Source organism: Oceanisphaera arctica (genome assembly GCF_002936955.1).
In the GTDB taxonomy this organism is placed as follows: Bacteria; Pseudomonadota; Gammaproteobacteria; order Enterobacterales; family Aeromonadaceae; genus Oceanimonas; species Oceanimonas arctica.
This window is the reverse complement of sequence record NZ_MPZM01000006.1, coordinates 106,377-131,599: the sequence shown is the minus strand read 5'-3', so window position 1 is coordinate 131,599 and position 25,223 is coordinate 106,377. Positions and strand designations below refer to the sequence as shown.

At 59.4% G+C, this 25,223-nt stretch carries 21 protein-coding genes and 1 pseudogene; 9 read left to right on the top strand and 13 right to left on the bottom strand.

Translation table 11 applies throughout. From position 1 onward, the window contains the following. The 13 genes and pseudogenes from UN63_RS04780 to dnaA all read right to left on the bottom strand — a co-directional run. Window positions 1–318: pseudogene (locus UN63_RS04780) on the bottom strand (hypothetical protein); the annotation flags it as partial. Next, window positions 300–1,406, bottom strand: a complete 1,107-nt coding sequence (gene bcsZ / locus UN63_RS04775) for a cellulose synthase complex periplasmic endoglucanase BcsZ (RefSeq protein ID WP_104485636.1) — start codon at window positions 1,404–1,406, stop codon at window positions 300–302. The gene bcsZ and the pseudogene UN63_RS04780, both read right to left, overlap by 19 nt. Before the next feature lie 5 nt (window positions 1,407–1,411). Continuing rightward, window positions 1,412–3,655 (bottom strand): cellulose biosynthesis cyclic di-GMP-binding regulatory protein BcsB, encoded by a 2,244-nt coding sequence (gene bcsB / locus UN63_RS04770; RefSeq protein WP_104485635.1) that lies wholly within the window; start codon window positions 3,653–3,655, stop codon window positions 1,412–1,414. A 10-nt stretch (window positions 3,656–3,665) separates the two neighbouring features. Further along, window positions 3,666–6,257, bottom strand: coding sequence for a UDP-forming cellulose synthase catalytic subunit (gene bcsA / locus UN63_RS04765; protein ID WP_104485634.1), 2,592 nt, complete (start codon window positions 6,255–6,257; stop codon window positions 3,666–3,668). Beyond that, window positions 6,254–6,991 carry a cellulose biosynthesis protein BcsQ gene (gene bcsQ, locus UN63_RS04760; RefSeq protein ID WP_104485633.1) on the bottom strand — a complete coding sequence of 246 codons (738 nt, stop codon included), beginning with the start codon at window positions 6,989–6,991 and terminating at the stop codon, window positions 6,254–6,256. Before bcsQ ends, bcsA begins: the two co-directional genes overlap by 4 nt. Beyond that, window positions 6,982–7,188 carry a cellulose biosynthesis protein BcsR gene (bcsR, locus tag UN63_RS04755; RefSeq protein WP_104485632.1) on the bottom strand — a complete coding sequence of 69 codons (207 nt, stop codon included), beginning with the start codon at window positions 7,186–7,188 and terminating at the stop codon, window positions 6,982–6,984. Before bcsR ends, bcsQ begins: the two co-directional genes overlap by 10 nt. A 36-nt stretch (window positions 7,189–7,224) precedes the next feature. Beyond that, the gene (bcsG, locus tag UN63_RS04750) at window positions 7,225–8,886 is read right to left on the bottom strand and encodes a cellulose biosynthesis protein BcsG (protein ID WP_104485631.1); all 1,662 of its coding nucleotides are present in this window, start codon (window positions 8,884–8,886) and stop codon (window positions 7,225–7,227) included. Further along, complete coding sequence (gene bcsF, locus UN63_RS04745) at window positions 8,870–9,073, bottom strand: cellulose biosynthesis protein BcsF (RefSeq protein ID WP_104485630.1); 204 nt, start codon at window positions 9,071–9,073, stop codon at window positions 8,870–8,872. Before bcsF ends, bcsG begins: the two co-directional genes overlap by 17 nt. Window positions 9,074–9,075: 2 nt before the next feature. After that, window positions 9,076–10,623 (bottom strand): cellulose biosynthesis protein BcsE, encoded by a 1,548-nt coding sequence (gene bcsE, locus UN63_RS04740; RefSeq protein WP_104485629.1) that lies wholly within the window; start codon window positions 10,621–10,623, stop codon window positions 9,076–9,078. Window positions 10,624–10,866: 243 nt separating this feature from the next. Continuing rightward, window positions 10,867–13,284 (bottom strand): DNA topoisomerase (ATP-hydrolyzing) subunit B, encoded by a 2,418-nt coding sequence (gene gyrB, locus UN63_RS04735; protein ID WP_104485628.1) that lies wholly within the window; start codon window positions 13,282–13,284, stop codon window positions 10,867–10,869. 4 nt (window positions 13,285–13,288) lie between these two features. Continuing rightward, window positions 13,289–14,380: a DNA replication/repair protein RecF gene (gene recF / locus UN63_RS04730; protein ID WP_104485627.1), complete on the bottom strand. Its 1,092-nt coding sequence runs from the start codon at window positions 14,378–14,380 to the stop codon at window positions 13,289–13,291. Between the two features lie 2 nt (window positions 14,381–14,382). After that, complete coding sequence (gene dnaN, locus UN63_RS04725) at window positions 14,383–15,486, bottom strand: DNA polymerase III subunit beta (protein ID WP_104485626.1); 1,104 nt, start codon at window positions 15,484–15,486, stop codon at window positions 14,383–14,385. Between the two features lie 13 nt (window positions 15,487–15,499). Then, window positions 15,500–16,894 (bottom strand): chromosomal replication initiator protein DnaA, encoded by a 1,395-nt coding sequence (dnaA, locus tag UN63_RS04720; RefSeq protein WP_104485625.1) that lies wholly within the window; start codon window positions 16,892–16,894, stop codon window positions 15,500–15,502. Window positions 16,895–17,281: 387 nt separating this feature from the next. Between dnaA and UN63_RS04715 the strand changes: the two genes are divergently transcribed. The 9 genes from UN63_RS04715 to yidD all read left to right on the top strand — a co-directional run bounded on the left by UN63_RS04715 (window position 17,282) and on the right by yidD (window position 25,221). Beyond that, window positions 17,282–18,883, top strand: coding sequence for a BCCT family transporter (locus UN63_RS04715; protein WP_104485624.1), 1,602 nt, complete (start codon window positions 17,282–17,284; stop codon window positions 18,881–18,883). Further along, window positions 18,867–20,876 (top strand): CocE/NonD family hydrolase, encoded by a 2,010-nt coding sequence (locus UN63_RS04710; protein ID WP_104485623.1) that lies wholly within the window; start codon window positions 18,867–18,869, stop codon window positions 20,874–20,876. Before UN63_RS04715 ends, UN63_RS04710 begins: the two co-directional genes overlap by 17 nt. A 65-nt stretch (window positions 20,877–20,941) precedes the next feature. Further along, entirely contained in the window at window positions 20,942–21,871 is a 930-nt protein-coding gene (locus tag UN63_RS04705) for a LysR substrate-binding domain-containing protein (protein ID WP_104485622.1), read from the top strand. 183 nt (window positions 21,872–22,054) lie between these two features. Continuing rightward, window positions 22,055–22,813 (top strand): amino acid ABC transporter substrate-binding protein, encoded by a 759-nt coding sequence (locus UN63_RS04700; protein WP_104485621.1) that lies wholly within the window; start codon window positions 22,055–22,057, stop codon window positions 22,811–22,813. A 3-nt stretch (window positions 22,814–22,816) separates the two neighbouring features. Then, a complete protein-coding gene (locus tag UN63_RS04695; RefSeq protein ID WP_104485620.1) occupies window positions 22,817–23,482 on the top strand; it encodes an amino acid ABC transporter permease in 666 nt (221 codons plus the stop codon). A gap of 7 nt (window positions 23,483–23,489) precedes the next feature. Then, on the top strand, window positions 23,490–24,242 hold the full coding sequence (locus tag UN63_RS04690; RefSeq protein WP_104485619.1) for an amino acid ABC transporter ATP-binding protein: 753 nt from the start codon (window positions 23,490–23,492) through the stop codon (window positions 24,240–24,242). A 276-nt stretch (window positions 24,243–24,518) separates the two neighbouring features. Beyond that, window positions 24,519–24,653, top strand: a complete 135-nt coding sequence (gene rpmH / locus UN63_RS04685) for a 50S ribosomal protein L34 (protein ID WP_104485618.1) — start codon at window positions 24,519–24,521, stop codon at window positions 24,651–24,653. After that, window positions 24,653–25,015, top strand: a complete 363-nt coding sequence (gene rnpA / locus UN63_RS04680; RefSeq protein WP_104485617.1) for a ribonuclease P protein component — start codon at window positions 24,653–24,655, stop codon at window positions 25,013–25,015. The genes rpmH and rnpA overlap by 1 nt, the downstream gene beginning before the upstream one ends. Continuing rightward, window positions 24,976–25,221: a membrane protein insertion efficiency factor YidD gene (gene yidD / locus UN63_RS04675; RefSeq protein WP_181068175.1), complete on the top strand. Its 246-nt coding sequence runs from the start codon at window positions 24,976–24,978 to the stop codon at window positions 25,219–25,221. Before rnpA ends, yidD begins: the two co-directional genes overlap by 40 nt. Window positions 25,222–25,223: the final 2 nt, after the last annotated feature.

Here is a 25,223-nt window from a genome sequence, read left to right as displayed (position 1 = left end):
CCGCATGGCACTTTTCGCCTGGCGATATTCAACCGACTCCGGCGCCAGCCGGGCCAGCCGCTCCAGCTGACGACGGGCCAGCGGCACCTCGTCCTGGCGCAGCGCCAGGCGCAATCGTGCCGCCATCACCTCGGGGTGATCGGGGGCGATAAGCTCCAGTCGGTGCAATGACTCCTCGACCAGGTTATCCCGGTAACTGGCCTCACCCAGCCGGATCTGCTCCAGCAACCAGGGCTCGGGGACCACCGCCGCCTGAGCCACCGGCAACAAGGCCAGAGCAAGCGGCAAGCCCAGTGTAATTAACGAGAACTTGAACATGAATTGTCCCAATCGGGTAATAACTCACCCGCCTGATTGAAAGCATAACGCCGTTGATCCCAACCCAGTCCAAACAGGGTCAGCACCGTATCGTAATAGGCATCTTCACCGGCTGGCTGCGTGGCCAGTCGCCGGCGCTGTACCTCGGCGGCGGTCGAATTCTGCAGCAAGGGAAGCAAGGCGGCGGAAAAACCGACAGGGCCGGCCCCCGATACCTCACCCGTCAGGGCATCCACACGCTCCGGCGGCACACCCAAGGTCGCCGTCAGTTCGGCCATCGGTTGCAGGTGTGCCGTCAGTTGCGCCCGGTCGGGGGAATCGTCGGCCAGCATGCCGGCCCACAAGTAGCTGCGAATGGCATCGTAACTGCCGGTACTGCCGGTCTTGGGGTCCGGCAGCCAGCCTGAATCGGACTTCCAGACTACCCAGTCGGGCACCAGACCGGCGGGCGCCGTTTCCAGCAACAGCCGGTGATTGTTATGTCGCATCGCCTGCCAGGGTCCGTCGAAAGCGGCGAAACGCGCCAGCAGCTGGGGCGGCAGGTAGCTGGGATTGAGGCTCCAACGCTGCTCTCCGACAAAACCGTCTTTACCCGGCAGCATAATCACACCCAGGCCCGGAATGTCTGCAACCTCTTCCCGGGCGATGCGCTGCAGCAGCAGGGTACCCAGCACCCGATAACGGCGGTTTTGCCACAGACGGCCGGCTTCCAGCAGGTCATAGGCCAGCCACAGATCCGAGTCGGCAGCCGAATTGGGATCCAGCACCCCCCATTGCTGTTGCCGATCCTGTCCCCACAGCCAGGCTGGCAACCGGGCGGTCAGATCCCCGGCCGCCAGATTATCCTGGGTCCACCGCAGCAGACGCTCGAAGGTGTCACGATCATCCGCCACCAGGGCGAAAAACATGCCGTAGCTCTGCCCTTCCGAGGTGGTGACATCACGCCCCCCGGCGGGATCAATCACCCGCCCCTGCTCGCTGATATAAGCCTGCCTGAACTGCTGCCAGGCCGGCCAGTCACACCCGGACCAGGCACTGACCGACCACAGCAGCAACAGACTCAGCATCCCCGCATACAGGCCGCCCATAAAAGTTAGTCCCGCTCATCCGGCGACAGCCGGCGGCGACCAATAGCACGCAGCAGCCGCCACAAGACCCAGGCCAGCAGCAACACACTGAAGGCCGTCAGACCGGCCAGCACCAGCGGGTGCGGGGCCAGCACAAACCAGATTCGCTCCCACCAGGGCAGGTAACCCACATGGTAGGCCTTGCCCACTCGCAAGCTTTTGACTCCCGACTCCCGGATCACCGCCACAGTACCGGACAGGGCGGCACGCTGGCCGCTGTCGTTGATCGCCTCATTCAACAGCTGATAACCCCGAGGGCTGTCTGCCAGCAGCGCCACCACACTGCGTTGTTCATGGAAAGGGGACTGAAAGCCAATCACCGCCGCCATGGGACCATCCGAGTCAATCCTGGCTTCACTCGCCGGTTTGTCGTCTTGGCTATCCGGCATCAACTCGGGCCGCGATACCTGACGAGCCGGCATCTGCACCCGGCTTCTGGTCGCTTCGAACAGCAGATGGATGTTTTTATCATCACGCAGCGAGGCCGGTATTGAACCTACCAGCAGCAGATCCAGATCCCGGTTTTTTTCCTGCTGCCAGTCGTCACTGAGCCGCACCCCCAGTGCCGGATAACCGGTGTGCGCCCCGATGGCACCCAGAATATTGAGCAGAGCGCTGATCTGCGCCGGAGCCGGGTGCTTGTCGACGACCACCAGAGTCTGGGACAGATCCGCCAGCCGGCTGAACGGAAAACCGGCGTTGGCAAAGGCGCGCAAGTCCGGCATGGCGATGAAATGGCGGTAACCGGAGAAGTCGATCGTTGAGTGACCGTCAATCACCACTTGATTGGGAATCTGCTGGTAGGTTTCGCAACGCTCGGGTGTGCCACCGAGAATGGCGTTGGCGTAGTCGAAATTGAAACGCAGCTGATTGCTGGTACCCAGCTTGAGCGCCGGTATGGTGAGCCGATCATTGCCGGACGCATCCTGCAGCAGCCGCAGCTGCAACAACTTTTCGCCGCTTTGCCGTTCCGGCTTGAGTGTATAGGTACGCAGAAACTGATCGTTGAGGCTGACCGTCAGCCGCGATCCATCATCCGTTTTCGGCGAGGTATAACGGTATTTCAACTGCATGGCGATACCCAGATCGCGAGCCATGTATAAATCCGGCGGCAGGTTCAGAGTCAGCGACATCGGCGAGGGCTCCATGCCGGTGGCCTGCAACTGATCGGGATAATTTTGCAGTTCGGTAAACGCAACCGGTCGGTCGGTTCGCACCCAGTTGGGGGCATCATAGGGCTGACGCGGCATCAGCGGTCTGGCGTCGGCCACGCTGACACTCTGACCACGAAACAGAATACTGCCCTGGGCTATGCCCCGTACCGCCGTGATCAAATCCTCATCGTCACGGCCGAGCACCAACAACAACTTGACGTAAGGATTTTCCGGGTGACTGATCATCTCCACGGTCGGGCCGTCCACGGCGGGATACTCCCGCAGAAATTCCGGCCGCTGCTCATTGGTGGCAAAGACGATACCATGGCGTTCGGGCAACTGGTTGAACAGCACAGGAAACTGCTGGCCGCGCCACTGGGCCCGGGCACCGAACCAGGACGCCAGTACCGCCGCCGCCTTATGCTGAGCCAGCGCCGGCGATGCGGCAAACACCATCGGCAGGGTCAGCGGCCGATTATCCCGGCTATCGAAAAACGGCTCGGGAAAATAGGACAAATCGTTCTTCAGCGGCAATGCCTGATAGCGTAACGACAGCTTGCTGCCACTACCCACATCCAGCCACAGGGAACTATGGGCCGGGTTTTCACAGGTGCGTTGATAATGACCGATGAAGTCCAGTTTTACCCGGTTGAAATCGCCGATATAGCGCGGGTCCAGCGGCACCTGTACCCGACTTCGGTTACCCAGCTGCTCGTTCGCAACCGGCACCACTCCCATCATTTCATCGTTGAGGTACACCTTCACCTGAGACTCGACCGGCAGCAGTGCCGGTGACGGAATAAAGTCCAGATCAAGCAGGGCGCTGGACACCACTTCATCGCTGCGCACCCCGAACTCCACCTGGCCTTCGGGGCTGTTGCCACGCAGAATCAGGTTCCCCGACGACGGGGTCAACTGTCCAAAGGTGAGTTCTACATCACGGGCCGGGATCTCTTCCAGCACTGTGAGCGTCGTCTCGACCGGACTCTCTTCCGCCTGGATAGGGGCAGTGATGCTTCCCGCCAGCAGGATGAACAAGGTGATTCTTTTTATCATTATTCCCTCATCAAGGTTGAACCAATGCTCGCTCCGAGCCCGGTAACAGCATGTCAGTGCGTGGCGTACGTGGAAGAAACGATCTCAGCCACACCAGCAGCCGGCTCACGCCGACAAACAGTCGCGCCAGCGGCGACGGCAAATAATCGAGCAGACTCTGAAAACCGCTCCAGCCCAGTGCCAGCACATCAGTCAGGCTGGCCATCGGCTTGTCGCGGTCAAATTCATCCTGCCAGCGTGCCCAGGTATCGGCACGGGCAAAGGTACATTGAATAAACTCGATATGCTGCTCCCGGGTCAGGTTGCTCAACTGCAGCCCGATGCCGGTTCCGAATCGCCGCATCACGGTTGCCGGGAAGGTACACTCCCGCAGCCCCTGTCGGAGCAACAGGGTGACCCGTTCCCCTTCTCGCAGTATGTCGTCCTGCCGCAATTTGATACCCACACCGCCGTCCGAATAATCACGCAAGGTACAGGGAAACAGATGGCCGCCCCGGCGTTTGATGGCGGCAGGCAGGGCAATATCGACCCGGTGTGACTGCCTCACCTGCCTGGCCTCCACCGCCACCGCTATGGCCCCGCCCAGGATCAGCATATTGAACAGGACCCAGCCTATGCTCAGGATCACCGTGGGTATCTCGGCCGCATCACCGTATGCCAGCCGCCAGCCACCGGCAATCAGGCCGCACAGGTTAAGCAGCACCAGCACCAGATAAGGCCTGCTGATTTCCCAGTCCACATGGGCTTTATCTACCAGGCCGCCCTTGGCGGTCACGTTGAAGGTGCCCTTATGGGGGTTAAGCAGGGCCACGGTAGTAGGCCGGGCGATATACCAGGCCAGCACGCTTTCATATACCTCGCTCCAGAATGAATACCGGTATTTACCCTGGATCCTGGAGTTGGTCAGGTTGGCATGGATCATGTGCGGCAACATGTAGAGCGCAATGGCCAGTGCCGGAGCATAAATGATGTAGGCGTTCAGCAGCAGGAAGGCCAGCGGCGCGGTCAGGAAGATCAGCCGGGGGATGCCGGACAGAAAATGCAGCATGGCATTGGCGTAACAGAGCCGTTGGGTCAGTTTCAGCCCCTTGCCCAGCAAGGGGTTGTCGAGCCGGAAGATCTGCACCATGCCCCTGGCCCAACGGATCCGCTGACCGATATGGGCAGACAGGCTTTCGGTGGCCAGACCCGCGGCCTGGGGAATGCGGATATAGGCCGAGGTGTAGCCCAGGCGGTGCAGGCGCAGCGAGGTATGGGCATCTTCGGTCACGGTTTCCACCGCTATTCCACCCACCTCATCCAGGGCGCTGCGGCGGATCACCGCACAGGAGCCGCAGAAGAAGGTGGCATCCCACATGTCATTACCATCCTGCAGCAAACCGTAGAACAGCGAGCCCTCGTTCGGGGTATGGCCGAAGCGGCCAAGGTTGCGCTCAAACGGGTCCGGCGAGAAAAAGTGATGCGGCGTCTGCAGCATGGCCAGCTTTTTATCCTTGAAAAACCAGCCCATGGTCAGCTGCAGAAAGGTGCGGGTCGGCACATGATCACAGTCGAAGATGGCGACAAATTCGCCGCTGGCCTGCCGCATGGCGTAGTTCAGGTTGCCGGCCTTGGCATGTTCATGGGTCGGCCGGGCAATATACTGTACCCCCGCTTCCTCGGCGAACGCCCGAAACGAGGCTCTATCGCCATCATCAAGCAGGTAGATATTGAGCTTGTCCTGCGGCCAGTCGATCCCCAGGGCCGCATAGATGGTCGGCTTCACCACGCTCAAGGGCTCATTGTAGGTAGGCACCATGATATCTATGGTCGGCCACTCGGCCGACGGCATCGTCAGCGGCGTCGGCTGGCGATGCAGGGGCCAGAGCGACTGAAAATAACCCAGCACCAGCACCAGCCAGGCATAGGTCTCCGCCGCCAGCAACAGCAGGCCGAAAAACAGGCTGAGCGGGTCATCCCAGTTCAGAGTCGAGGTGTAGCGCCACCACAGGTAGCGGCAAGACACCAGCAATGACAGCATGATCATCAGCAGACTGGCAAAGCGGCCGGGCATGCGACGGACCACCATGGCCATCGCCCACAGCACCAGCACAAACACCAGCTGCGTCTGTATGTCAAAAGGTTGTGATATACACAGCAGGGCCAATAACGCCGCAATCAGCAGCATCAGCATCCGCCCGGCGCGACGGAGCTGGCCGGCTGGAGCGCGCTGGGCTGTATCCGGCTTCGGCCTGTCCGGAATTCTGACCGGGCGTCGCCGACGATCACCGGCGCCGCGCAAACGGGCTGACCAAGCCGCCCATATCGGCTTTTTTTGCCCGGCGGGGCAAGTCAGCAGCAACCAGCTGGTCTGCAGCAGATAACGCAGGCCATCACCCAGCCGGGGTCGCTCCGGTGAAAGATGAGGAAACCAGTAACGAACCTGGCTACGCAGCGCCTGCCAGCCGGGGGATTCCAGCCGAAACAGGGACCAGGCCAGGATCAGGCCGGCACAGCACAGGCCGGCGGCGGCTACCGAGCTACCCTGGCGGCGATATCCCCGATAACGCTGCTCCAATGCCCCCAGCCCCAGGCTGAACAAGGGCCCCATCAGCCAGTTCATGGCCGCGCCCCGCTAACATGGGCCAGGCACCAGCCTGCCAGCACATTAAGTTCGTCAGCCGCCAGGCTGATAGCACTGTATTCTCCCACCGGCTGCTTGGCGGCCAGCGCCTCGGCCATCGCCTCGTCTCTGTGGATCGACAATGGCAGCAAGGCATCCAGGTGTTGCCGCCAGTATTGCTGCAAATCCTGCTGCAGGCGGCTGTCGGCGGAAAACTGATTGAGCAATAGCCGGCTCCCCGGCGGCATCTGCTGCCGATGCAGGCGGATATGGCTGTTGGCATCCGCCGTCAGCACACAGAACACCGCATCGGCCGCCGCCCGCCACCGCTCGGCGCAGGCAGAATCGGCGGCAGGCAGATCCAGCAGCAGCCAGTCATAGTCGCCGCTGTCGCGCAACTGGGTCAGGTATTGCATCCAGCGTCCGGGCTCCTGCCGGTGTTGTGCCAGCCAGCGGGGATGCTCTGCCACCGACAAGTGTCCGAAGGGCAGTAAATCCAGCCCCTCCTCATAGCGCAGCGCCTCCTGATGCCAGGGGCTAGCATCCAGCTCCGCACGGGCCCAGCCCGCCGTCAACGACAGCGGAGCGTTGAAGTGCAGGCACAGTTGATTGTCCGGCGAAAAGTCGATGACCAGCACCCGTTCGCCCAGTCGACGCAAAGCCCAGGCCAGGCCCGCCGTCACCGAGGTGGTGCCCACACCACCCCGTATCCCCTGCAGGGCAATTACCGGCATGATTTCTCGTCATCCCGTGCCAGAGACAGCTCGTCCAGCAAGGGCCAACGCTCGACGATGGCAGCCAGTTGCTGTTGCCGGCCGATATCCTGGTATCCCAGCGCCGGCAACGACACTATCCGCCCGAGGGCTCTAAGGTCATCCTGGGTTTCTTCTGCCCAGTGCAGACCATCATATTCATTGTCTTTACGCTTCATGCTGCTACTCGAAAATTGGTGATATACAAGCCGATATCATCGGGGATAGGGCACCCAGTCACCCTGGTTGAGGCGGATATAGCTGTCGCCCTGAAACTCCATCACCACCGCATTGTCATTTTCCGACACCGCCGCCGTTTGCGGCAGCCCCCGGGTCAGCGCCTGCCAGTCGACAGCTTCCGCCTCAAACTGTCTGCCATCCACCAGCCGGGCGATCAGTTCGGAGATCGCCAGATAGCTGCTGGGGGTTTCAATTTCCAGGGCCGGTCCCCGATGCGGGGCCTGCATGCCAAACAGCTTGATGCCGACCGGAACCCGGGTTATGGAAGGGCTGGGAATATCGCGCAGGCCGGACAACTGTACCTTGTCACCAACCAGCGCCGCCCCGTGCTCGGGCACCACCACCACCATCAGCCTGCGGCCGGACTGCTCCAGCTGCTCGAAGAAGGCGTCCAGCTGATCGAACAGGTCAAGGGCACGATCCCGATAGGGCGCGGTTTCGTTTTTCCCGGGCAGACGGTTGCCATCATGCAACGGGATAAGGTTGAAGAAGGTGGCGCTACGGGTATCGCCATCAGCCTGTCGCTGCCGGAGCCAGCGGCTGAACAGTTGCGCATCATTCAACACAGGTTCGTCGTCGAACGAAACCAGGGCCCGGGAAATACCCTGCTGTGACATCAGCGGAGCCTGCATGTTGCCATGCTGGCGCAGATCGGTCAGGTAACCGCCAAAGTCACCGTCATGATCCATGGCCAATTGGGTGCCGAAACCCAGTTGCGCCAGGTTGTCGAACAGGTAGCACCGGGGATCGGCCGGCTTATACAGGGCTTGCTGAGCAGACTGGCCACAGCTGGCACGCAACAGGCGGATCCCGGCCGGCCCACTGTAGGATGTCGCCGAATGGAAATCCTGGAAACGTATGTCAAATCGCTGCCATACGGGGTGTGATGCCAGCTTGACGGCCTCAAGATCCGACCAGGACAGGGAGCAGATATTGATCACCAGCAAGTCGAAAGGCACCGCATCGGCAGGCAGCGAGTTCGGAAATCGGGTCTGTCGCTGCTGTTCTCGTTGATAAAAGGCATCAAGCGCAGCATTCAGATTCTGATTGGTAGCCGGAATATCGGCCGGAGACACCATGTCCGAAGCGGCCTTCGGCTTATCGAACTGACGCCCCGCCATCGGCTGTTCCACCACCGGCAGCAGCTTCATCGCCGGACCGGACATATCCAGCACATTCAGCCAGCCGAGGGCCACCACCACCAGCACGGTGAAGCGGAGCCATTGCACCAGAAACAGGTAGGCGACCCAGAGCACGAACGCCGCTCCCAGCATCTGCCAGTTGATAAAGCGCTGTATCAACTCCAGCAGATAGGTCCCGCTCAGACCCGCCAGCTGATCACCCTGACTCAGCAGGCTCCCGATACCGGGCAGCCAGGTATCATGATAAAACAGTCCGATACCAAACGGCACTGCCAGCCAGTGCCGCAGCCGATGCAGCCTGATATTCGGAATCGGCAACAACAGGCATGCCACCAATACCAGGTTGGCCAGCGGGTGAAAATTCAGATAGCCGTACCACAGCAAACCGAACTTCAGTAGAAAATAATAATTCCAGCCTCCCAGGCCACGCCAGTACTGCCCAAGGAGCGGCAAGGAAGACGTGGATTGGCTGGCAGTGTTAATGTTTTTGTTCATGTTTCGCATCTGCAGGGGTAATGGATTCGCGCCGCCTTATCCCTTCGGATTTCAGGTAGAGCGGTGATAACAGCAAGGCACTCAGCCACTGTCGAAGACGAGGAAACCAGTCCCGCAGTAAGTAGCCCAGTGGCAGCATGACTGCCGCACACAACAGAAAAATCCCCACTATATCGCTGATATACATACCTATTCCTCCCGAAAGACCGGCAGGCGGATGGCCTGGGGTTGTCGCCGGGCCGGAGCGTCGGGGGTAACCAGTTGCCCAACATCACTCTCGTCGACAACCTGAGCCGGTAACCATTCCGGTGCCTGCTGCCGTCGTATTTTCTGTAACTGGTCCAGAATATGGCCGTCCTGATGCCAGACCTTCCGCTGGCGGAACAGGCCGTCCACCGGTAGCCGGAAGACATGGTTCAAGGCCAGATCCAGATCGTTGATCACACAGGAAAAAAGAAACAGGAACAGGCAATCGTCGGCCACCGTGGCCAGATCACCATCCCTGTTTATCCGACACAGTGTCAGGGCCTGTACCGCCATCAGCCCGGGCTCTGGCTGCAGCGCGACCAGCACACCCTTGCCGTCTTCCGGAAGCAGCGGGTGCGCCATCAACTCAGTCAGGGCAGCACAGAAACGCTCATGCCTGATAACACCCTTCAGCCGGAGTGGTTTAAGGGCATTCAGCAAGGGATCCATATCCGAGGGCACATGGCGCACAAAGTCCTGTCCCTGAATCCCCTCGAGCTGAGTCAGAAAACGGGACAGGGGAACATGATGCGACACCACCAGATTGGCACCACAGGCCAGCAGCATCCGCTCATCGGCCTGACGCAAGCTGACTGCCATTTCCCGCACCACCAGTTTCAGGCCCTTGCCACACCGGCGACGAAGCCCGTGTATCTTGCGAGTCAGTTCTTCGATGTTCTGACTGTATTGCAGCGAAAAGACCAGGGTGGCTGCCTGTGCCTCTTGTCCCGCCTCGGCCAGCGCCTCGTTGCTGTCAAACAGACGCCAGTGATCAGTCAGGGCTACGCCACCTTCCAGCACCTTTTTCTGGCACAGGATCAGGTGTTCGTCGTTACGGGGCTGGGGTTGCTGCCGGTCCTCTTCCCTAACTTGCCAGCCCAGTCCATCGGGAGTCAGTGCGAGCTTCTGGTTGGCGCTGACCCCACCCTGGTTACACCAGAACGCCACCTCATAGGCATGCTGGTCCTGCTGCCAGCGCAGCCGAACCAGACCCGAAAGGGTGCCATATTCCGTCAGCAGTGCGGTATCCAGTGAGCCACTGCCCGAACCATGACTGACAATCAGCAGGGTGCAACCCTGTTTACCCAGCCAGCGTTTCATCCCTGATAGCCAGCCGTGCAATCTCTTCCGTTCAACATCATCCTGCCAGAGCCGGGCGGGGGCACACAGCAGCAGCAAGCGGCCACGGGGCTTGAGCCCGCGCATCAGATCCTCGCGCAACTGCATCAGGGCCCGCCCGTCTTCCGGCAATGAAAACAGCGGCAAGGCCTGAGGCCCCACATCACCCAGCCCCTCGACTATCTCTGCCGGAGAACTACCGGCGCAGATCAATGCCGCCCGGGTCTCGGCCGACTGGCAACCGATAACCTGTCGGCACAGCGAAGTCGCATCGGCCTGCCGATCCGCATGAACCCAGTACAGGCCGGGGGCCTGCATCAGCTGCAGTTCATCCCATAACAGCCGGATGCCGAGGGGAAATGATGACGTCATAGTGGAAGAATTCTTGTGTAAGTAGACTTGTGTAAGTGGCTTTATACCTGGCCGGCGTCGGGCGATAACGCTGGCTCCGCGTAACACCCTTTAAATTCAGGGGGATACGTTAACCGCCAGAAAAATAACAGGTTTATATCTTTATTTTCAGGTCAGAGTACCTGAAAGCTCCCCAAAATAAAATGCCGCCCTGATGGACGGCATTCTGCAAAGTGGTGATCAAACCATAAGGGTCAAACCGGCTTAGATATCCAGGTTGGCGACCTTGAGCGCGTTGGTCTCGATAAATTCGCGACGCGGCTCTACATGGTCACCCATCAGGGTGGAGAACAGCTGATCGGCGGCCACCGCATCTTCGATGGTCACCTGCAGCATGCGGCGAGAGCCGGGATCCATGGTGGTTTCCCACAGCTGGTCCGGGTTCATCTCGCCCAGCCCCTTGTAACGCTGTACATAGAGGCCACGCTTGCTCTCGTGCATCAGCCATTCCAGGCCTTCGGCAAAGCTGGATACCGTCTTGGTCTTCTCGCCCCGCTTCACGTAGCCGCCTTCTTCCATCAGATTGGCGATGCCTTTGCCCAGAGAGACGATGCTGCGATATTCACCAGAGGCGAAGAAGTCGTAGCTGATCGGGAATTCCCGCTCGATACCGTGCTGACGGACTTTCACCTTGGGCAGGTAGCAGCTGCGCTCTTCGAAGAAGCCGTAATCCAGCAGATACTCGGCACCGTTGGTGTTGCTTCCTTCCAGCGACAGGTTGATGGCCGCGACCCAGCTCTTGACCTGCTCTTCATCGGTCAGGGCATCCAGCGTCAGTTCCGGCTGATAAATCAGCTCGTTGAGCACCAGCTCCGGCGCCCGACGTGACAGTCGGTTAATCAGTATCTGTACCTTGCGGAAATCATTGACCAGCTTTTCCAGATGCTCGCCACCGATGGCCGGAGCCGACTCGTTCACGTGCAGGCTGGCGCCGTCCAGTGCCAGACTGGTCTGGTACTGCAGCATGGCGTCTTCGTCTTTCAGGTACTGCTCCTGCTTGCCCTTTTTCACCTTGTACAGCGGCGGCTGGGCGATATAGATGTAACCACGCTCGACAATTTCCGGCATCTGCCGGTAGAAGAAGGTCAGCAGCAGGGTACGGATGTGAGCACCATCCACATCCGCATCGGTCATGATGATGATGTAGTGGTAGCGCAGCTTGTCCGGGTTGTATTCGTCCCGGCCGATGCCACAGCCCAGGGCGGTGATCAGGGTGGCCACCTCCTGAGAAGACAGCATCTTGTCGAAGCGCGCCTTTTCCACGTTCAGGATTTTACCCTTGAGCGGCAGAATCGCCTGGTTCTTGCGGTTACGGCCCTGTTTGGCCGAGCCACCCGCCGAGTCACCCTCCACTATGTAGAGTTCAGACAGCGCCGGATCTTTTTCCTGACAGTCGGCCAGTTTGCCGGGCAAGCCGGCCAGATCCAGAGCGCCCTTGCGGCGGGTCATGTCTCGTGCCTTGCGCGCCGCTTCCCGCGCCCGGGCCGCATCGATGATCTTGTTGACCACGATTTTGGCGTCTCCCGGGTTTTCCAGCAGAAACTCGCTCAGGCGTTCGCCCATGGACTGCTCGACCGCAGTTTTCACCTCGGACGACACCAGCTTGTCTTTGGTCTGGGACGAGAACTTGGGATCCGGTACCTTGACCGATACCACGGCAGTCAGGCCTTCACGGGCATCGTCACCTGAGGCCGAGGTCTTGGCCTTCTTGCTGTAGCCTTCCTTGTCCATGAAGGTGTTCAGGGTACGGGTCAGCGCCGCGCGGAAACCGGCCAGGTGGGTACCACCATCCCGCTGGGGGATGTTGTTGGTAAAGCAGAAGATGTTTTCCTGGTAGGAGTCGTTCCACTGCATCGACACTTCAACCGAAATACCGTCTTCCCGCTCGGTGACGAAATGAAACGCCTTGGGGTGGATCGGGGTCTTGTTGCGGTTGAGGTACTCGACGAAGGCCTGAATGCCGCCTTCATACTCGAAGTGTACTTCCTTGTTTTCCTGCTCGTCGAGCAGGCGAATGGAAACGCCCGAATTCAGGAACGACAGTTCACGCAAACGCTTGGCCAGAATATCGAAATGAAATTCGGTATTGGTAAAGGTGTCATGGCTGGGCCAGAAGCGGATCAGGGTACCCGACTTGGCGGTATCACCCACCGCCACCAGCGGCGCCTGGGGCTCACCGTGCCGGTAGGTCTGCTCGTGCACCTTGCCGCTGCGCCATACGGTCAGCTGCAGCTTTTCGGACAAGGCGTTCACCACAGACACACCCACGCCGTGCAGGCCGCCGGACACCTTGTAGGAGTTGTCGTCGAACTTGCCGCCTGCGTGCAGCACCGTGAGGATAACCTCGGCGGCGGAGCGGCCTTCTTCTTCGTGAATATCGACCGGAATACCCCGGCCATCATCGGACACGGAAACAGAGCCATCCACGTGAATGGTCACGACGATGTCTTTACAATGCCCGGCCAGGGCCTCATCTATCGAGTTATCCACCACCTCAAACACCATGTGGTGCAGGCCAGTGCCATCGTCTGTGTCGCCGATATACATGCCCGGACGTTTCCGGACCGCATCCAGACCTTTTAATACCTTAATACTCGAAGAGTCGTAAGTGTGTTCACTCATTGGCTTACTCGCACTCCTGGGTTTCGGTGATTTCACCCTGTTTCACGTGAAACAGCTTGCTGTTATCCCGTGTGATCATCTGACTGAGCTGGGCCACATCGATAGCGGAAACAAATACCTGGGCACCTAGTTCGGTTAACCGGTGCGCCAGCAAAGCACGCTTGTGTTCATCCAGCTCAGACGCAAAGTCGTCGATCAGAAAAATACAGTCCTGTCCGGACTGGGTTTTCAGATAAAGGCCCTGGGCCAGCCGCATGGCGCACACCAGCAACTTGAGCTGGCCGCGTGACAGCAAATCCTGCACCGGCATGCCCCGGGCCTTTATCCTGATCTCTGCCTTATGCGGTCCGGACTGGGTATAGCCCAGCCCGCGATCCCGCTCAAGGCCCTGCTCCAATACCTGGGCCAGCATCGTTTGCCGGTCCCAGCCACGGAAAAAGTCGAACGAAAAATCATATTCAGGCAGAAAATCTGCCGCTATCAGGCGGATCACCGGCTCGATAGCCTCGGCATATTGCTGCCTGAACAGACTCAGTTCTTCACCCACGCTCACCAGTTGCTGATCCCAGTAACTCAGTTCCCGATAAGGCCGCAGCTGTCGCAACAGGGCATTACGCTGCTTGAGCAACCGGCGAAACTGTCCCCAGACGGTAAAAAAACGGGCATTGGAATAAAAAAGCCCCCAATCCAGGTAGGCCCGTCGCAACTTGGGACCGCCAGTCAGTAGATTATACCCTTCCGGGTGGATCAACTGAATGGGTAGAATGTTTGCCAGATCGGCCAGCCGTTCGGCGGCCCGACCACCGACCTTGAGCCGGGTATCGCCACTGCGGGTTTTACTCAGGCCTACCGGCAGGCTGTCATCATGCTGCCGCACCCGGGCAAAGAGGGTAAAGGCAGGTTCACCCTGCTGAATTACCCGACCGGTCAGATGAGTACGAAAGGAACGTCCGAAGCCCAGATAATGAATGGCTTCCAGTATACTGGTCTTGCCGCTGCCGTTGGCACCCACCAGCAGGTTGATACCGGCGGCCGGCACCAGGCGGCCATGATGGATATTGCGAAAGTCCTTTAACTGTAGATTGAGCAGCGCCATGCCTACAGTCGCATCGGCATCACTACGTACAGTGCATCCCCGCTGTCTTCCGCCTCGATCAAACCACTGCTGCTGGCGTCCTTAAGGCTGACCTTGACCTTGTCGGACTTGAGGGTGCCGAGCACATCCAACACATAGGAAACGTTGAAGCCGATTTCCAGACTCGAGCCCTGATAATCCACATCCAGCACCTCTTCCGCCTCTTCCTGCTCCGGGTTGTTGGCGGTGATTTTCAATACCTGTGCCTGCATGTTCAGCCGCACGCCACGGAATTTTTCGTTCGACAGAATCGCCGCCCGGGAAAAGGCCTGACGCAGCTCTTCACGGCCGCAAATCAGGGTCTTGTCACACTCGCGCGGCAGTACCCGGCGATAATCCGGGAAGCGACCATCCACCAGCTTGGAGGTGAAGATAAAGCCCGAGGTGACCGCCCGGATGTTGCTCTTGCCGATTTGCAGGCGCACATCCTGCTCCTCGTGCTCGAGCAGCTTGACCAGCTCCAACACCCCTTTACGCGGCACTATCACCTGCTGGGCCGGCAGCTCGTCGGCCAGCAGCTGGCGCTGACAGGTGGCCAGGCGGTGGCCATCGGTGGCCACGGTGCGCAGCCACTGACCGTCGGTCTCGAACAGCATGCCGTTGAGGTAATAACGCACATCCTGAATGGCCATGGAGAACTGGGTGGATTCAATCAGCTTCTTCAATGCCAGCTGGTTGATATCGAATTCCAGCTCGGAGCTCCATTCCTCGATATTGGGAAAGTCTTCCGCCGGCAGGGTGGACAGATTGAAACGGCTGCGTCCGGAGCGCAGGATCAGGCGCTCTCCTTCCTGGGTAAATTTCAGTTCGGCGCCATCGGGCAGGCCCCGGCAGATATCCAGCATCTTGCGCGCCGGCACCGTGGTGCGACCGGCGGTCACGCTACCCTGCAGCTCGACCCGCGCCACCATTTCGACTTCGGTATCGGTACCGGTCATCGACAGGGCGTCATCAACGACGCTGAGCAGAATATTGTTGAGGATCGGCAGGTTAGGGCGCCCCCCCAGGGCACTGGATACCAATTGCAGGGGTCGCAGTATCGCTTCGCGGCTGATGGTAAACTGCATGGGGTTCTCCGATTCAGGAAGACAGGGTGCGGATAAGATTGGAATAATCTTCCTTTATATCATGACTCTCTTCCCGGAGCTGGCCGATTTTTCGGCAGGCGTGCAGCACGGTCGTGTGATCGCGGCCCCCGAAGGCGTCGCCGATCTCGGGCAGGGAATGATTGGTCAGCTCCTTGGCCAGCGCCATGGCCAGCTGGCGCGGGCGCGCCACCGAGCGGGAGCGGCGCTTGGACAGCAGATCCGCCAGCTTTATCTTGTAGTATTCGGCTACCGTCTTCTGAATGTTGTCGATGGTCACCAGCTTTTCCTGCAGTGCCAGCAGGTCACGCAGCGCCTCGCGCACGAAGTCGATATTGATGGCCCGGCCGGTAAAGTTCGCGTTGGCCATCACCCGGTTCAATGCCCCTTCGAGCTCGCGCACGTTGGACCGCAGCCGCTTGGCTATGAAGAAGGCGACTTCGTCGGGCAGGCGCATCTTATTCTCGTCGGCCTTGCGCATCAGGATCGCGACCCGGGTTTCCAGCTCCGGCGGCTCTATCGCCACCGTCAGGCCCCAGCCGAAGCGGGACTTGAGCCGGTCTTCGACCCCGTTGATCTCCTTGGGGTAACGATCCGAGGTCAGGATGATCTGCTGATTGCCTTCGAGCAGCGCATTAAAGGTATGAAAGAATTCTTCCTGCGAGCGCTCCTTGTTGGCGAAGAACTGAATATCATCGATCAACAGGGCGTCCACGCTGCGGTAGTAGCGCTTGAATTCTTCGATGGCGTTGTTCTGCAGCGCCTTGACCATGTCCTGCACGAAGCGCTCGGAATGCATGTAGATGACCTTGGCATCGGCCTTGCGGGCGCGAATGCCGTTGCCTACCGCGTGCAGCAGGTGAGTCTTACCCAGGCCGGTACCGCCATATAAAAACAGCGGGTTGTAGGCACCACCCGGATTGTCCGCCACCTGACGGGCCGCGGCCCGGGCCAGCTGGTTCGACTTACCCTCGACGAAGTTGTCGAAGGTATAGTTGGGATTCATGTTGCTCTTATAGGTGATCTGCGGCCGATCGTCGGCCTGTTCGATCCAGGAAGGGGTGGTCTGCACCCGGCTCTGAGTCCTGCTGCTGTTACCACTATTGCCGCTGTTACTGCTGCTGGTCACCAGGTTGACCGGCGTACGCTTCTTGCCCACCTCGAACTTCATCTGCGGACAGTTGCTGCCACAGAATTCACTCAGCAGACCGTTGATCCTCAGCAGATACTTATCCCGTACCCAGTCGAGTACAAAACGGTTGGGGGCAAACAGGGTCAGGGTATTATCGCCCAGCTCCGCCTGCAGCGGCCGGATCCACATACTGAATTCTGCCGAAGGCAATTCATCTTGTAGCCGGTTAAGACACTGCTGCCAAAGCATAGCGCTCATCAGAACTCCTGGAACAAAGGGATCAATCAAGGGGCCGTTATTCTACTGAGGCAGAGGCTGGATCTCTAGCCGGATCGTCTCGATCCTGTAAAATATGATCCTTGACATCTGTGAATAACTTTCAACTTAATACACAGGATCCTTCGATTTATAAACAAGCTACACACACCATAGCGGATCGCTCGATCCGTCAAATCGAAGCCGCCGCACATGGTGCCAATGATCGGTGATCATGACCTCATGCTCAGATGTTGATTGAGCGATTCAGGGCCCCTAGGCAGACTGAAAGCCATGTTAATTTAAGGTTGCAAGATCGGGGGTGTTTTATCCTGCCTCCTGAAAAGAACAAAAAGGATATGCAGTACCCATCACGGAGTGATTGATAATATGTCATCGACCAACCTCAGGCCCCTGGTATTCTGGCCCACCTTCCTGCTGCTAATGGCAGCCCTGCTTGCCAGTTATCTGGATCTGGACACCTTTCTCGCCACCACCAAAACCCTGAACAGCGCCATACTGGACAATTTTTCCTGGTTGTTCAGCCTCGGCAGCCTGTACTTGCTGGTACTGGCGGTGGTGGTCTACTTTTCGCCGCTCGGAAAAATCCGTATCGGTGGCGATCAGGCCGAACCGCTGCTGAGCCGGTGGCGCTGGTTTTCCATCACCCTGTGCACCACCCTGGCGGTCGGCGTGCTGTTCTGGACCACCGCCGAGCCGCTCTATCATCTGTTCGGGCCGCCCGAAAGTTCGGGGCTCGAAGCCGGCTCACCGGATGCCGCCCGCTTCGCCATGGCCACCATGTTTTTGCACTGGTCCTTTACCCCCTACGCCATCTACACCATTCCCTCGCTGGTGTTTGCCCTCGCCTTCTATAACCAGCGCAAGCGCTTCTCCATCGGCAGCATGCTGGAGCCGGTGCTGGGCGCCCGCATCACCCGTCGTTTCGGTACTTTCATCGATGCGGTGGCGCTCTATGCCCTGGTGGCCGGCATGGCCTCTTCTCTTGGCACCGGTGCCCTGACCCTGGCAGGTGGCGCCGGTCAGTATCTGGGCGGTGAAACCACCCCGCTGCGCCTCGGCATCATCATCGCGCTGATCGTGGCCACCTTCGTGTTTTCCGCCGCCAGCGGCCTGAAAAAAGGCATAGCGCGCATGTCGGCGTTGAACGCCTGGCTGCTGCTGTTTCTGGGCGTGTTCATGTTCTGCTTCGGCCCCAGCATCTTCATGATCGCCCTGGGCACCGAATCTTTCGGCCTGTACCTGGACACCTTCTTTACCCGCAGCCTGTTCACCGGCGCCGCCGCCAGCGATCCCTGGCCCCAGTGGTGGAGCATTTTCTACTGGGCAGTATGGTTTGCCTGGGCCCCGGTTACCGCCCTGTTCCTCGGCAAGATTGCCCGTGGCTACACGGTGCGTGAATTCATCCGCATCAACCTGCTGTTTCCGTCCCTGTTCGCCATCGTCTGGATCTGCATCTTCTCCGGCACGGCCATCTTTCTGGATATGCAGCAGGCGGCCGGCCTGAACGATGTGCTCAACAACGAAGGCGTGGAACATGTGCTGTATCGGATCTTCGAGCAGCTGCCGGGCAGCAACATCATGATAGTGCTGCTGCTGTTCATCGCCTTCATCTCCTATGTCACCGCGGCCGACTCCAACACCGATGCCATCGGCGGTCTCTGCACCAACGGTCTGACCGCCGACAGCGACCTGGACAGTAGCCTGGGCATCAAGGTGCTGTGGGGCTCGGTGATCGGCACCGTGTCCTGGGTGATGGTGTCCTTCGTCGGCCTCGACGGCGTCAAGATGCTGTCCAACCTGGGCGGTCTGCCCGCCATGTTTATTATTCTGCTGGCCAGTGGCTCCCTGTGGCACTGGCTGTCCAATCCGGCCCTCGTGACCATGCCCTCCAGCCCGGCACCGGCATCGGCCAGCGACACCCACACCTCATCATTTGAAGGAACACCGACCAATGCACACCAAGCATGAGTTTCCCCGTCAGGTGCGTGAAATAGAGCACCTGCTGATCCCGCTCAAGGACGGTACCCGCCTGGCCGCCCGGATATGGCTGCCCGCCGATGCGGAGCAGCATCCAGTGCCTGCCATCCTGGAATATCTGCCCTACCGCAAGGTCGACGGCACTGCGGTACGCGATGCCCTGACCCACCCTTACCTGGCGGGCCATGGCTACGCCTGTGTGCGGGTGGATATTCGCGGCAACGGCGAGTCCGACGGCCTGATGCTGGATGAATATCTGAAGCAGGAGCAGGACGACGCGCTCGAGGTAATCGACTGGATCAGCCGCCAGCCCTGGTGCAACGGCAATCTGGGCATGATGGGTATCTCCTGGGGTGGCTTCAACAGCCTGCAGCTGGCGGCGCGCCGGCCCAAGCCGCTGAAGGCCATCATCACCATCTGCTCCACCGACGACCGCTACGCCGACGACGTACACTTCAAGGGCGGTAATCTGCTGCTGGAAAACATGGGCTGGGCCGCCACCATGCTGAGCTTTTCTGCCGCCGTGCCGGATCCCCGCCTGGTGGGCGACGACTGGCAGGCAATGTGGAAGCACCGGCTCGAAAACATGCCGCTGCTGGCCAAGCCCTGGATTGAACACAGCACCCGGGACGCCTACTGGGCTCACGGCTCCATCTGCGAAAACTACGAGGATATAGAGGCCGCCGTGTACTGCGTCGGTGGCTGGGGCGATGCCTATCGCAATACCCCGGTACGGATGATGGAGCACCTCAAGTGCCCGAAGAAGGCGCTGATTGGCCCCTGGATCCACAAGTATCCCCACTTCGCCATTCCGGATCCGGCCATCGGCTTCTTGCAGGAAGCCCTGCGCTGGTGGGATCACTGGCTGAAGGGCATAGACACCGGCATCATGGACGAGCCCGAGTGCACCTTCTACCTGCAGGAGGCTCAGCCGCCTTCCGCCATGACCGCTTACCGCCCCGGCGACTGGGTACAGACCGACGGCTGGCCCGCCAGCCAGGTAGAGCAACAGCAGTTCAGCCTGACCGACAACGGCCTCAAGCCGGGTGAACATGCAATGACCTCCCCCGCCGGTGTCTGCTCTCCGCTCACCACAGGGGTGCACGGCGGCGAATACTGCGCCATCTGGTTCGGCCCCGACTTCCCTACCGATCAGCGCCGGGACGATGCCCTGTCCCTGTGTTTCGACAGTGCGCCGCTGAGCGAGTCGCTGCCGCTGCTGGGCAACCCCAGCATAGCGCTCAGAGGTTCGGTGGATCAGGACTGCGGTCAGGTCACGGTGCGCCTCAGCGATGTAGCGCCGGACGGCCGCGCCACCCTGATAAGCTACGGCACCCTCAACCTGGCCCTGCGCAATGACCCCGCAGTGCTGGAGCCGCCGGTACCGGGCGAAGAGATGGCGTTCGAGGTACAGCTGGACAACATCGGCTATAAGGTACCCGCCGGCCACCGGCTGCGTGTCGCCATCGCCACCGCTCATTTTCCGCTGCTCTGGCCCAGCCCCAAGCTGACCACCCTGAGCCTGGTGCCTGGCCAGCAACGTCTGACCCTGCCGGTATACCGGGGCGAGTCCATCGACAACCCCTTCCAGCCGCCGGAGTCCGCCCAGCCGGTCAACATGGACTTTTTGCGCGAGTCCAGCCCCAAGCGCACCATTACCGAAGACGTAGCCAGCGGCGAAGTCTGCGTGCGGGTCGACGACGACATGGGCACCTATCGCTTCCTCGATCACGGCTTGTGGGTAGAGCAGAAAGCCACCGAGGAATATCGCACCCGCCCCGAAGATCCCGACGCCACCAAGGCCGATATTCACTGGCTGTATCGGGCCGGACGGGATGACTGGGAAGTGCGGGTAGAAAGCGAGTTGCACCTGGCCTGCGACGAACAGCATTTCTACCTGAGCGCCCGGCAGCAAGCCTGGCTGGATGGTGACTTGTTCAACGACAAGAGCTGGGAATACCGTATTCCGCGGCTTGCCCAGTAGCCTTGGGAACCAGCCGGGAGTAAAGTAGGGGCTTATTCAGTACAGGACAGCCGCAGGAAACTGATATGTTCCAACGGATCAAGCCCCTACCCCCCCTCAATTGTCTGCAGGCCTTTGAAGCGGCGGCGCGCAGCCAGAGCTTCACCCAGGCGGCGACCGAACTCAGCCTGACCCAGAGCGCCATCAGCCGGCAAATAAAGCGGCTGGAGGAGTGCCTGGGTCGGCCACTGTTTCATCGCGATGCCCAGGGCGTGCTCCTGACCCCGGCGGGAGAGCGTTATTTTCAGCTGGTGCAGCGGTTGCTGCGAGAACTGGCCAGCGGCACCGCCGCCCTGACCCGGCGTCAGGGCAGCCTGCAGCTGACCCTCGCATCCAGCCCTACTGTCGCCTCCATGTGGCTGACCCGTAAACTGCCCGAACTGCAGCGGCTGCATCCACAGATCGAAATCCGCATCCTGACCATGGCCGACCCCAGGCAACTGGATCTGAGCGAGTACGATCTTGCCCTGTATTATCTGGTGCCCGGAGAAAAGGAACCGCCCGGCGTACAGATCACCCGCATCATGGAACAGGAAGAAGTCATCGCCGTGTGTAACGCCGGTTATCTGCAGCAGGCAGGGCCTGTGACCAGCCCGCAGCAGATGCTGCGCGAACACACCTTGCTGGAACTGGAAGACTACTTTCACGACTGGCTGACCTGGGAAGACTGGTTCGATGCCCTGGAAGAGCCCTACCAGTCACCCACTCGTACCCTCAAGACCAACAGCTATCAGCTGCTGATGCAGGCGGCCCTGGCCGGCCAGGGCATCGCCCTCGGCTGGGCCCGGCTGCTGCAGCCCTACCTGCAGGAAGGTACTCTGGTGCAGGCCCTGCCCCGCAGTATGCCCAGCAAGGGCTATCTGTGCCTGCTGGAACCCAGTCACCGCCATGCATCGGTCGCCACCCGACTATTCACCCAGTGGTTGCTGCCAAAAGCGACCTCCCCGACCTGCTGAACGGGTTATCTTTGCCCGTTCTTATAACCAGATGTCATTAAATATCCCATTTTTCTGGGTTATTAATTTGTAAAAAACTGGCACACCAGCTTTGGCTGGTATAAAAAGACCCTCATCATTTATGCTGTAACCATGATGACTGCACCCGTTGCGGTCATGCCGTGACCACCAGGAGAGTTATTCATGTTCAAATCCATCAAGCTACTCGGTGCCGTACTGGCCCTTTCCACTTCCCTGCTTGCTCCGGCCATGGCGGCCGATGCGGTCAAGGTCGGCATGTCCGGTCGTTACTATCCGTTCACTTTCGTGCAGCAGGACAAGCTGCAGGGCTTTGAAGTCGATGTATGGAACGAGATAGGTAAGCGCCTCGACCGCGAAGTGGAGTTTGTGACCACCAACTTCTCCGGCCTGTTCGGCATGCTGGAAACCGGTCGCATCGACACCATTTCCAACCAGATCACCATTACCCCTGAACGGCTCGAAAAGTATGACTTCGCCACCCCTTATGTGTACGACGGCGCCCAGATAGTAGTGCGCAAGGGCAACGACAGCATCAAGGGTCTGGAAGATCTGAAAGGCAAGAAGGTCGCCGTCAATCTGGGCTCCAACTTCGAACAGCTGATGCGCAAGCACGACACCAACAACGAAATCAACATCATCACCTACGAGACCAACCTGGAGCAGGATGTGGCGCTGGGTCGTACCGATGCCTTCGTGATGGACAGAGTCGGCTCCGCCCAGCTGATCAAGGAAGCCGGACTGCCGCTGCAACTGGCCGGTCAGCCGTTCGAGACCATGGAAAACGCCTTTCCCTTCGTGAAAAAGCCCCAACAGCAGGCGCTGCTGGCTGAGGTGAACCAGGCCCTGGCCGATATGCGTGCCGACGGTACCCTGACGCAAATTTCGGAGAAATGGCTGGGCGCTGACATCACCAGCAAATAAACCATGCAATTTGATCTCGACTATACCCTGGCGCTGTTTCCGATCCTGTTCAGATATCTGGGCACGACCATGGAAATGGCGCTGCTGGGCTTTGTATTCGCCCTGATTATTGCAGGGGGGCTTGCGGTAATCAGAACCTTCGAGCTGCCGGTGCTCAATGCCCTGGCCAAGCTGTTCATCTCTTTTTTTCGCGGCACCCCGCTGCTGGTACAACTGTTTCTGCTGTATTACGGCCTGCCGCAAATCATGCCGATATTCATCGGCCTTAATGCCTTCAGCGCCGCCGTTATCGGCCTGACCCTGCATTTTGCCGCCTACATGGCAGAATCGATTCGCGCCGCCATCCTCGGGGTGCACAAGAGTCAGATGGAAGCAGCCATGAGCATCGGCATGACCCGTAGTCAGGCCATGCGGCGAATCATACTGCCCCAGGCGGCACGAATCGCCACGCCATCGCTGATGAACTACTTCATCGACATGATCAAAAGCACCTCGCTGGCCTTCACCCTGGGGGTGGCCGAAATCATGGCCTCGGCCCAGAAAGAAGCCTCCAGCAGCTTCAAGTTTTTCGAGGCCTTTATCGCGGTCGCCCTGATTTATTGGGCGGTGGTGGTGTTCTTTACCTATTTGCAAACCTTGCTGGAACGACGGCTGAACGCCGCTTATTAGGAGCACCATGATTACACTGCGTAACCTGACCAAAATCTACAACGGCCAGACGGTGCTCAACGACATCAGTCTGGATATAAAGAAAGGCGAAATCGTGGTGATACTGGGGCCCTCGGGCACCGGTAAATCCACGCTGCTGCGCTGTCTGAACCTGCTGGAAACGCCGGAGGCCGGCACCCTGGACATCGACGGCTTCGCCATCGATCTCGCCAGACATAGCAGCAAGGACGCCATAGCGCTGCGCAAACGCACCTCCTTCGTGTTTCAGAACTATGCGCTGTTCGCCAACAAGACCGCCCGCGACAACATCGCCGAGGGACTGATCACCGTATGGAACAAGCCTAAAGCCGAGGCCAATGCCGAGGCGCTGCGCATTCTGGGCGATATCGGGCTGGAGGATAAAGTCGACGCTTATCCGTCATCCCTGTCCGGCGGCCAGCAGCAACGGGTGGGCATAGGCAGAGCCATGGCCAGCCATGCCAAGGTGATGCTGTTCGACGAGCCCACCTCGGCGCTGGATCCGGAATGGGTGGACGAGGTGCTGGGGTTGATGAAGAAGCTGGCGCTGGCGCACCAGACCATGGTGGTGGTCACCCACGAAATCGGCTTCGCTCGCGATGTGGCCGACCGGGTGATCTTCATGGACGGCGGCCACATAGTGGAGCAGGGCCCGCCCGCCGAGTTGCTGACCAACCCCCAGGATCCCCGCACCCGGGCCTTTTTGCGCAAGGTGTTGCCGGATCGGAACGAAAACGGCTAAAGGATCTCGCCACCACAGGATCCCTGTGCTTTTAGTTGCACCGGCCTCCGGGGACTGTATAATCCCAGCCCCGCGATCATCAAGGATCCCGGGATCGATCTCGCCCGGCAAAATACTTTGCCTTCGGGGTCGTCAATCAACGCCATGTGGATTGACGTTATATACAGAACTGTTTAGAATTCGGCCTCTTTGGTGGGGCCGTCTCGGTGATGTTTATGCGTCTGTCGAGCACATGGTCAAACTGTATAGCAAACTGACACAGCGGTAATAACTACTATGAAACGCACTTTTCAACCTTCAAACCTGAAGCGTAAGCGTAGCCACGGTTTCCGTGCTCGCATGGCCACTAAAAATGGTCGCAAAGTATTGGTCGCTCGTCGCGCCAAAGGTCGTGCCCGTCTGAGCGCCTAATGGCCCGGCATACCTTTACACGGGAGTTACGTTTGTTAACTCCCGCCCATTTTAAAAACGTCTTCGACAACCCTGTCAGAGCCGCTTCCCCACATCTCACACTTCTTGCCAAACCAAACGAACTGGGGCACCCCCGGTTGGGACTAGCTGTACCCAAAAAAGCACTTAAACGTGCCGTTTGGCGCAATAGGGTCAAACGTGTTGCCCGCGAAGCCTTTCGCCTGAAGCAACATAATCTGCCCAACGTTGATATTGTGGTGATCGCCAAGAAAGGTATCGGGGATGTGCCCAACGACGAGCTGTTCGAGCTGCTGGATAGGCTATGGCGCACGCTTTCTCGCCGCTGCAACGACTCAGCGTAGGCCTTATTCGCCTTTACCAGCTGGTCATCAGTCCTCTGCTCGGGCCCAGGTGCCGCTTTACTCCCACCTGTTCGCAATACGCCATTGAAGCCATCCGGCTCCACGGTTTTTTAAAAGGCGGTTGGTTAACCGTCAAACGTCTATTAAAATGCCATCCTTTAGGTCCAAGCGGCCACGACCCGGTCCCGACACAGCGAAGAAAATAAAC

Excerpts from the sequence above, each read along its gene's own strand:
- bcsZ (WP_104485636.1), bottom strand. The coding sequence starts at position 1,406 with ATGGGCGGCCTGTATGCGGGGATGCTGAGTCTGTTGCTGCTGTGGTCG.
- bcsB (WP_104485635.1), bottom strand. The coding sequence starts at position 3,655 with ATGATAAAAAGAATCACCTTGTTCATCCTGCTGGCGGGAAGCATCACT.
- bcsA (WP_104485634.1), bottom strand. The coding sequence starts at position 6,257 with ATGAACTGGCTGATGGGGCCCTTGTTCAGCCTGGGGCTGGGGGCATTG.
- bcsQ (WP_104485633.1), bottom strand. The coding sequence starts at position 6,991 with ATGCCGGTAATTGCCCTGCAGGGGATACGGGGTGGTGTGGGCACCACC.
- bcsR (WP_104485632.1), bottom strand. The coding sequence starts at position 7,188 with ATGAAGCGTAAAGACAATGAATATGATGGTCTGCACTGGGCAGAAGAA.
- bcsG (WP_104485631.1), bottom strand. The coding sequence starts at position 8,886 with ATGAACAAAAACATTAACACTGCCAGCCAATCCACGTCTTCCTTGCCG.
- bcsF (WP_104485630.1), bottom strand. The coding sequence starts at position 9,073 with ATGTATATCAGCGATATAGTGGGGATTTTTCTGTTGTGTGCGGCAGTC.
- bcsE (WP_104485629.1), bottom strand. The coding sequence starts at position 10,623 with ATGACGTCATCATTTCCCCTCGGCATCCGGCTGTTATGGGATGAACTG.
- gyrB (WP_104485628.1), bottom strand. The coding sequence starts at position 13,284 with ATGAGTGAACACACTTACGACTCTTCGAGTATTAAGGTATTAAAAGGT.
- recF (WP_104485627.1), bottom strand. The coding sequence starts at position 14,380 with ATGGCGCTGCTCAATCTACAGTTAAAGGACTTTCGCAATATCCATCAT.
- dnaN (WP_104485626.1), bottom strand. The coding sequence starts at position 15,486 with ATGCAGTTTACCATCAGCCGCGAAGCGATACTGCGACCCCTGCAATTG.
- dnaA (WP_104485625.1), bottom strand. The coding sequence starts at position 16,894 with ATGAGCGCTATGCTTTGGCAGCAGTGTCTTAACCGGCTACAAGATGAA.
- UN63_RS04715 (WP_104485624.1), top strand. The coding sequence starts at position 17,282 with ATGTCATCGACCAACCTCAGGCCCCTGGTATTCTGGCCCACCTTCCTG.
- UN63_RS04710 (WP_104485623.1), top strand. The coding sequence starts at position 18,867 with ATGCACACCAAGCATGAGTTTCCCCGTCAGGTGCGTGAAATAGAGCAC.
- UN63_RS04705 (WP_104485622.1), top strand. The coding sequence starts at position 20,942 with ATGTTCCAACGGATCAAGCCCCTACCCCCCCTCAATTGTCTGCAGGCC.
- UN63_RS04700 (WP_104485621.1), top strand. The coding sequence starts at position 22,055 with ATGTTCAAATCCATCAAGCTACTCGGTGCCGTACTGGCCCTTTCCACT.
- UN63_RS04695 (WP_104485620.1), top strand. The coding sequence starts at position 22,817 with ATGCAATTTGATCTCGACTATACCCTGGCGCTGTTTCCGATCCTGTTC.
- UN63_RS04690 (WP_104485619.1), top strand. The coding sequence starts at position 23,490 with ATGATTACACTGCGTAACCTGACCAAAATCTACAACGGCCAGACGGTG.
- rpmH (WP_104485618.1), top strand. The coding sequence starts at position 24,519 with ATGAAACGCACTTTTCAACCTTCAAACCTGAAGCGTAAGCGTAGCCAC.
- rnpA (WP_104485617.1), top strand. The coding sequence starts at position 24,653 with ATGGCCCGGCATACCTTTACACGGGAGTTACGTTTGTTAACTCCCGCC.
- yidD (WP_181068175.1), top strand. The coding sequence starts at position 24,976 with ATGGCGCACGCTTTCTCGCCGCTGCAACGACTCAGCGTAGGCCTTATT.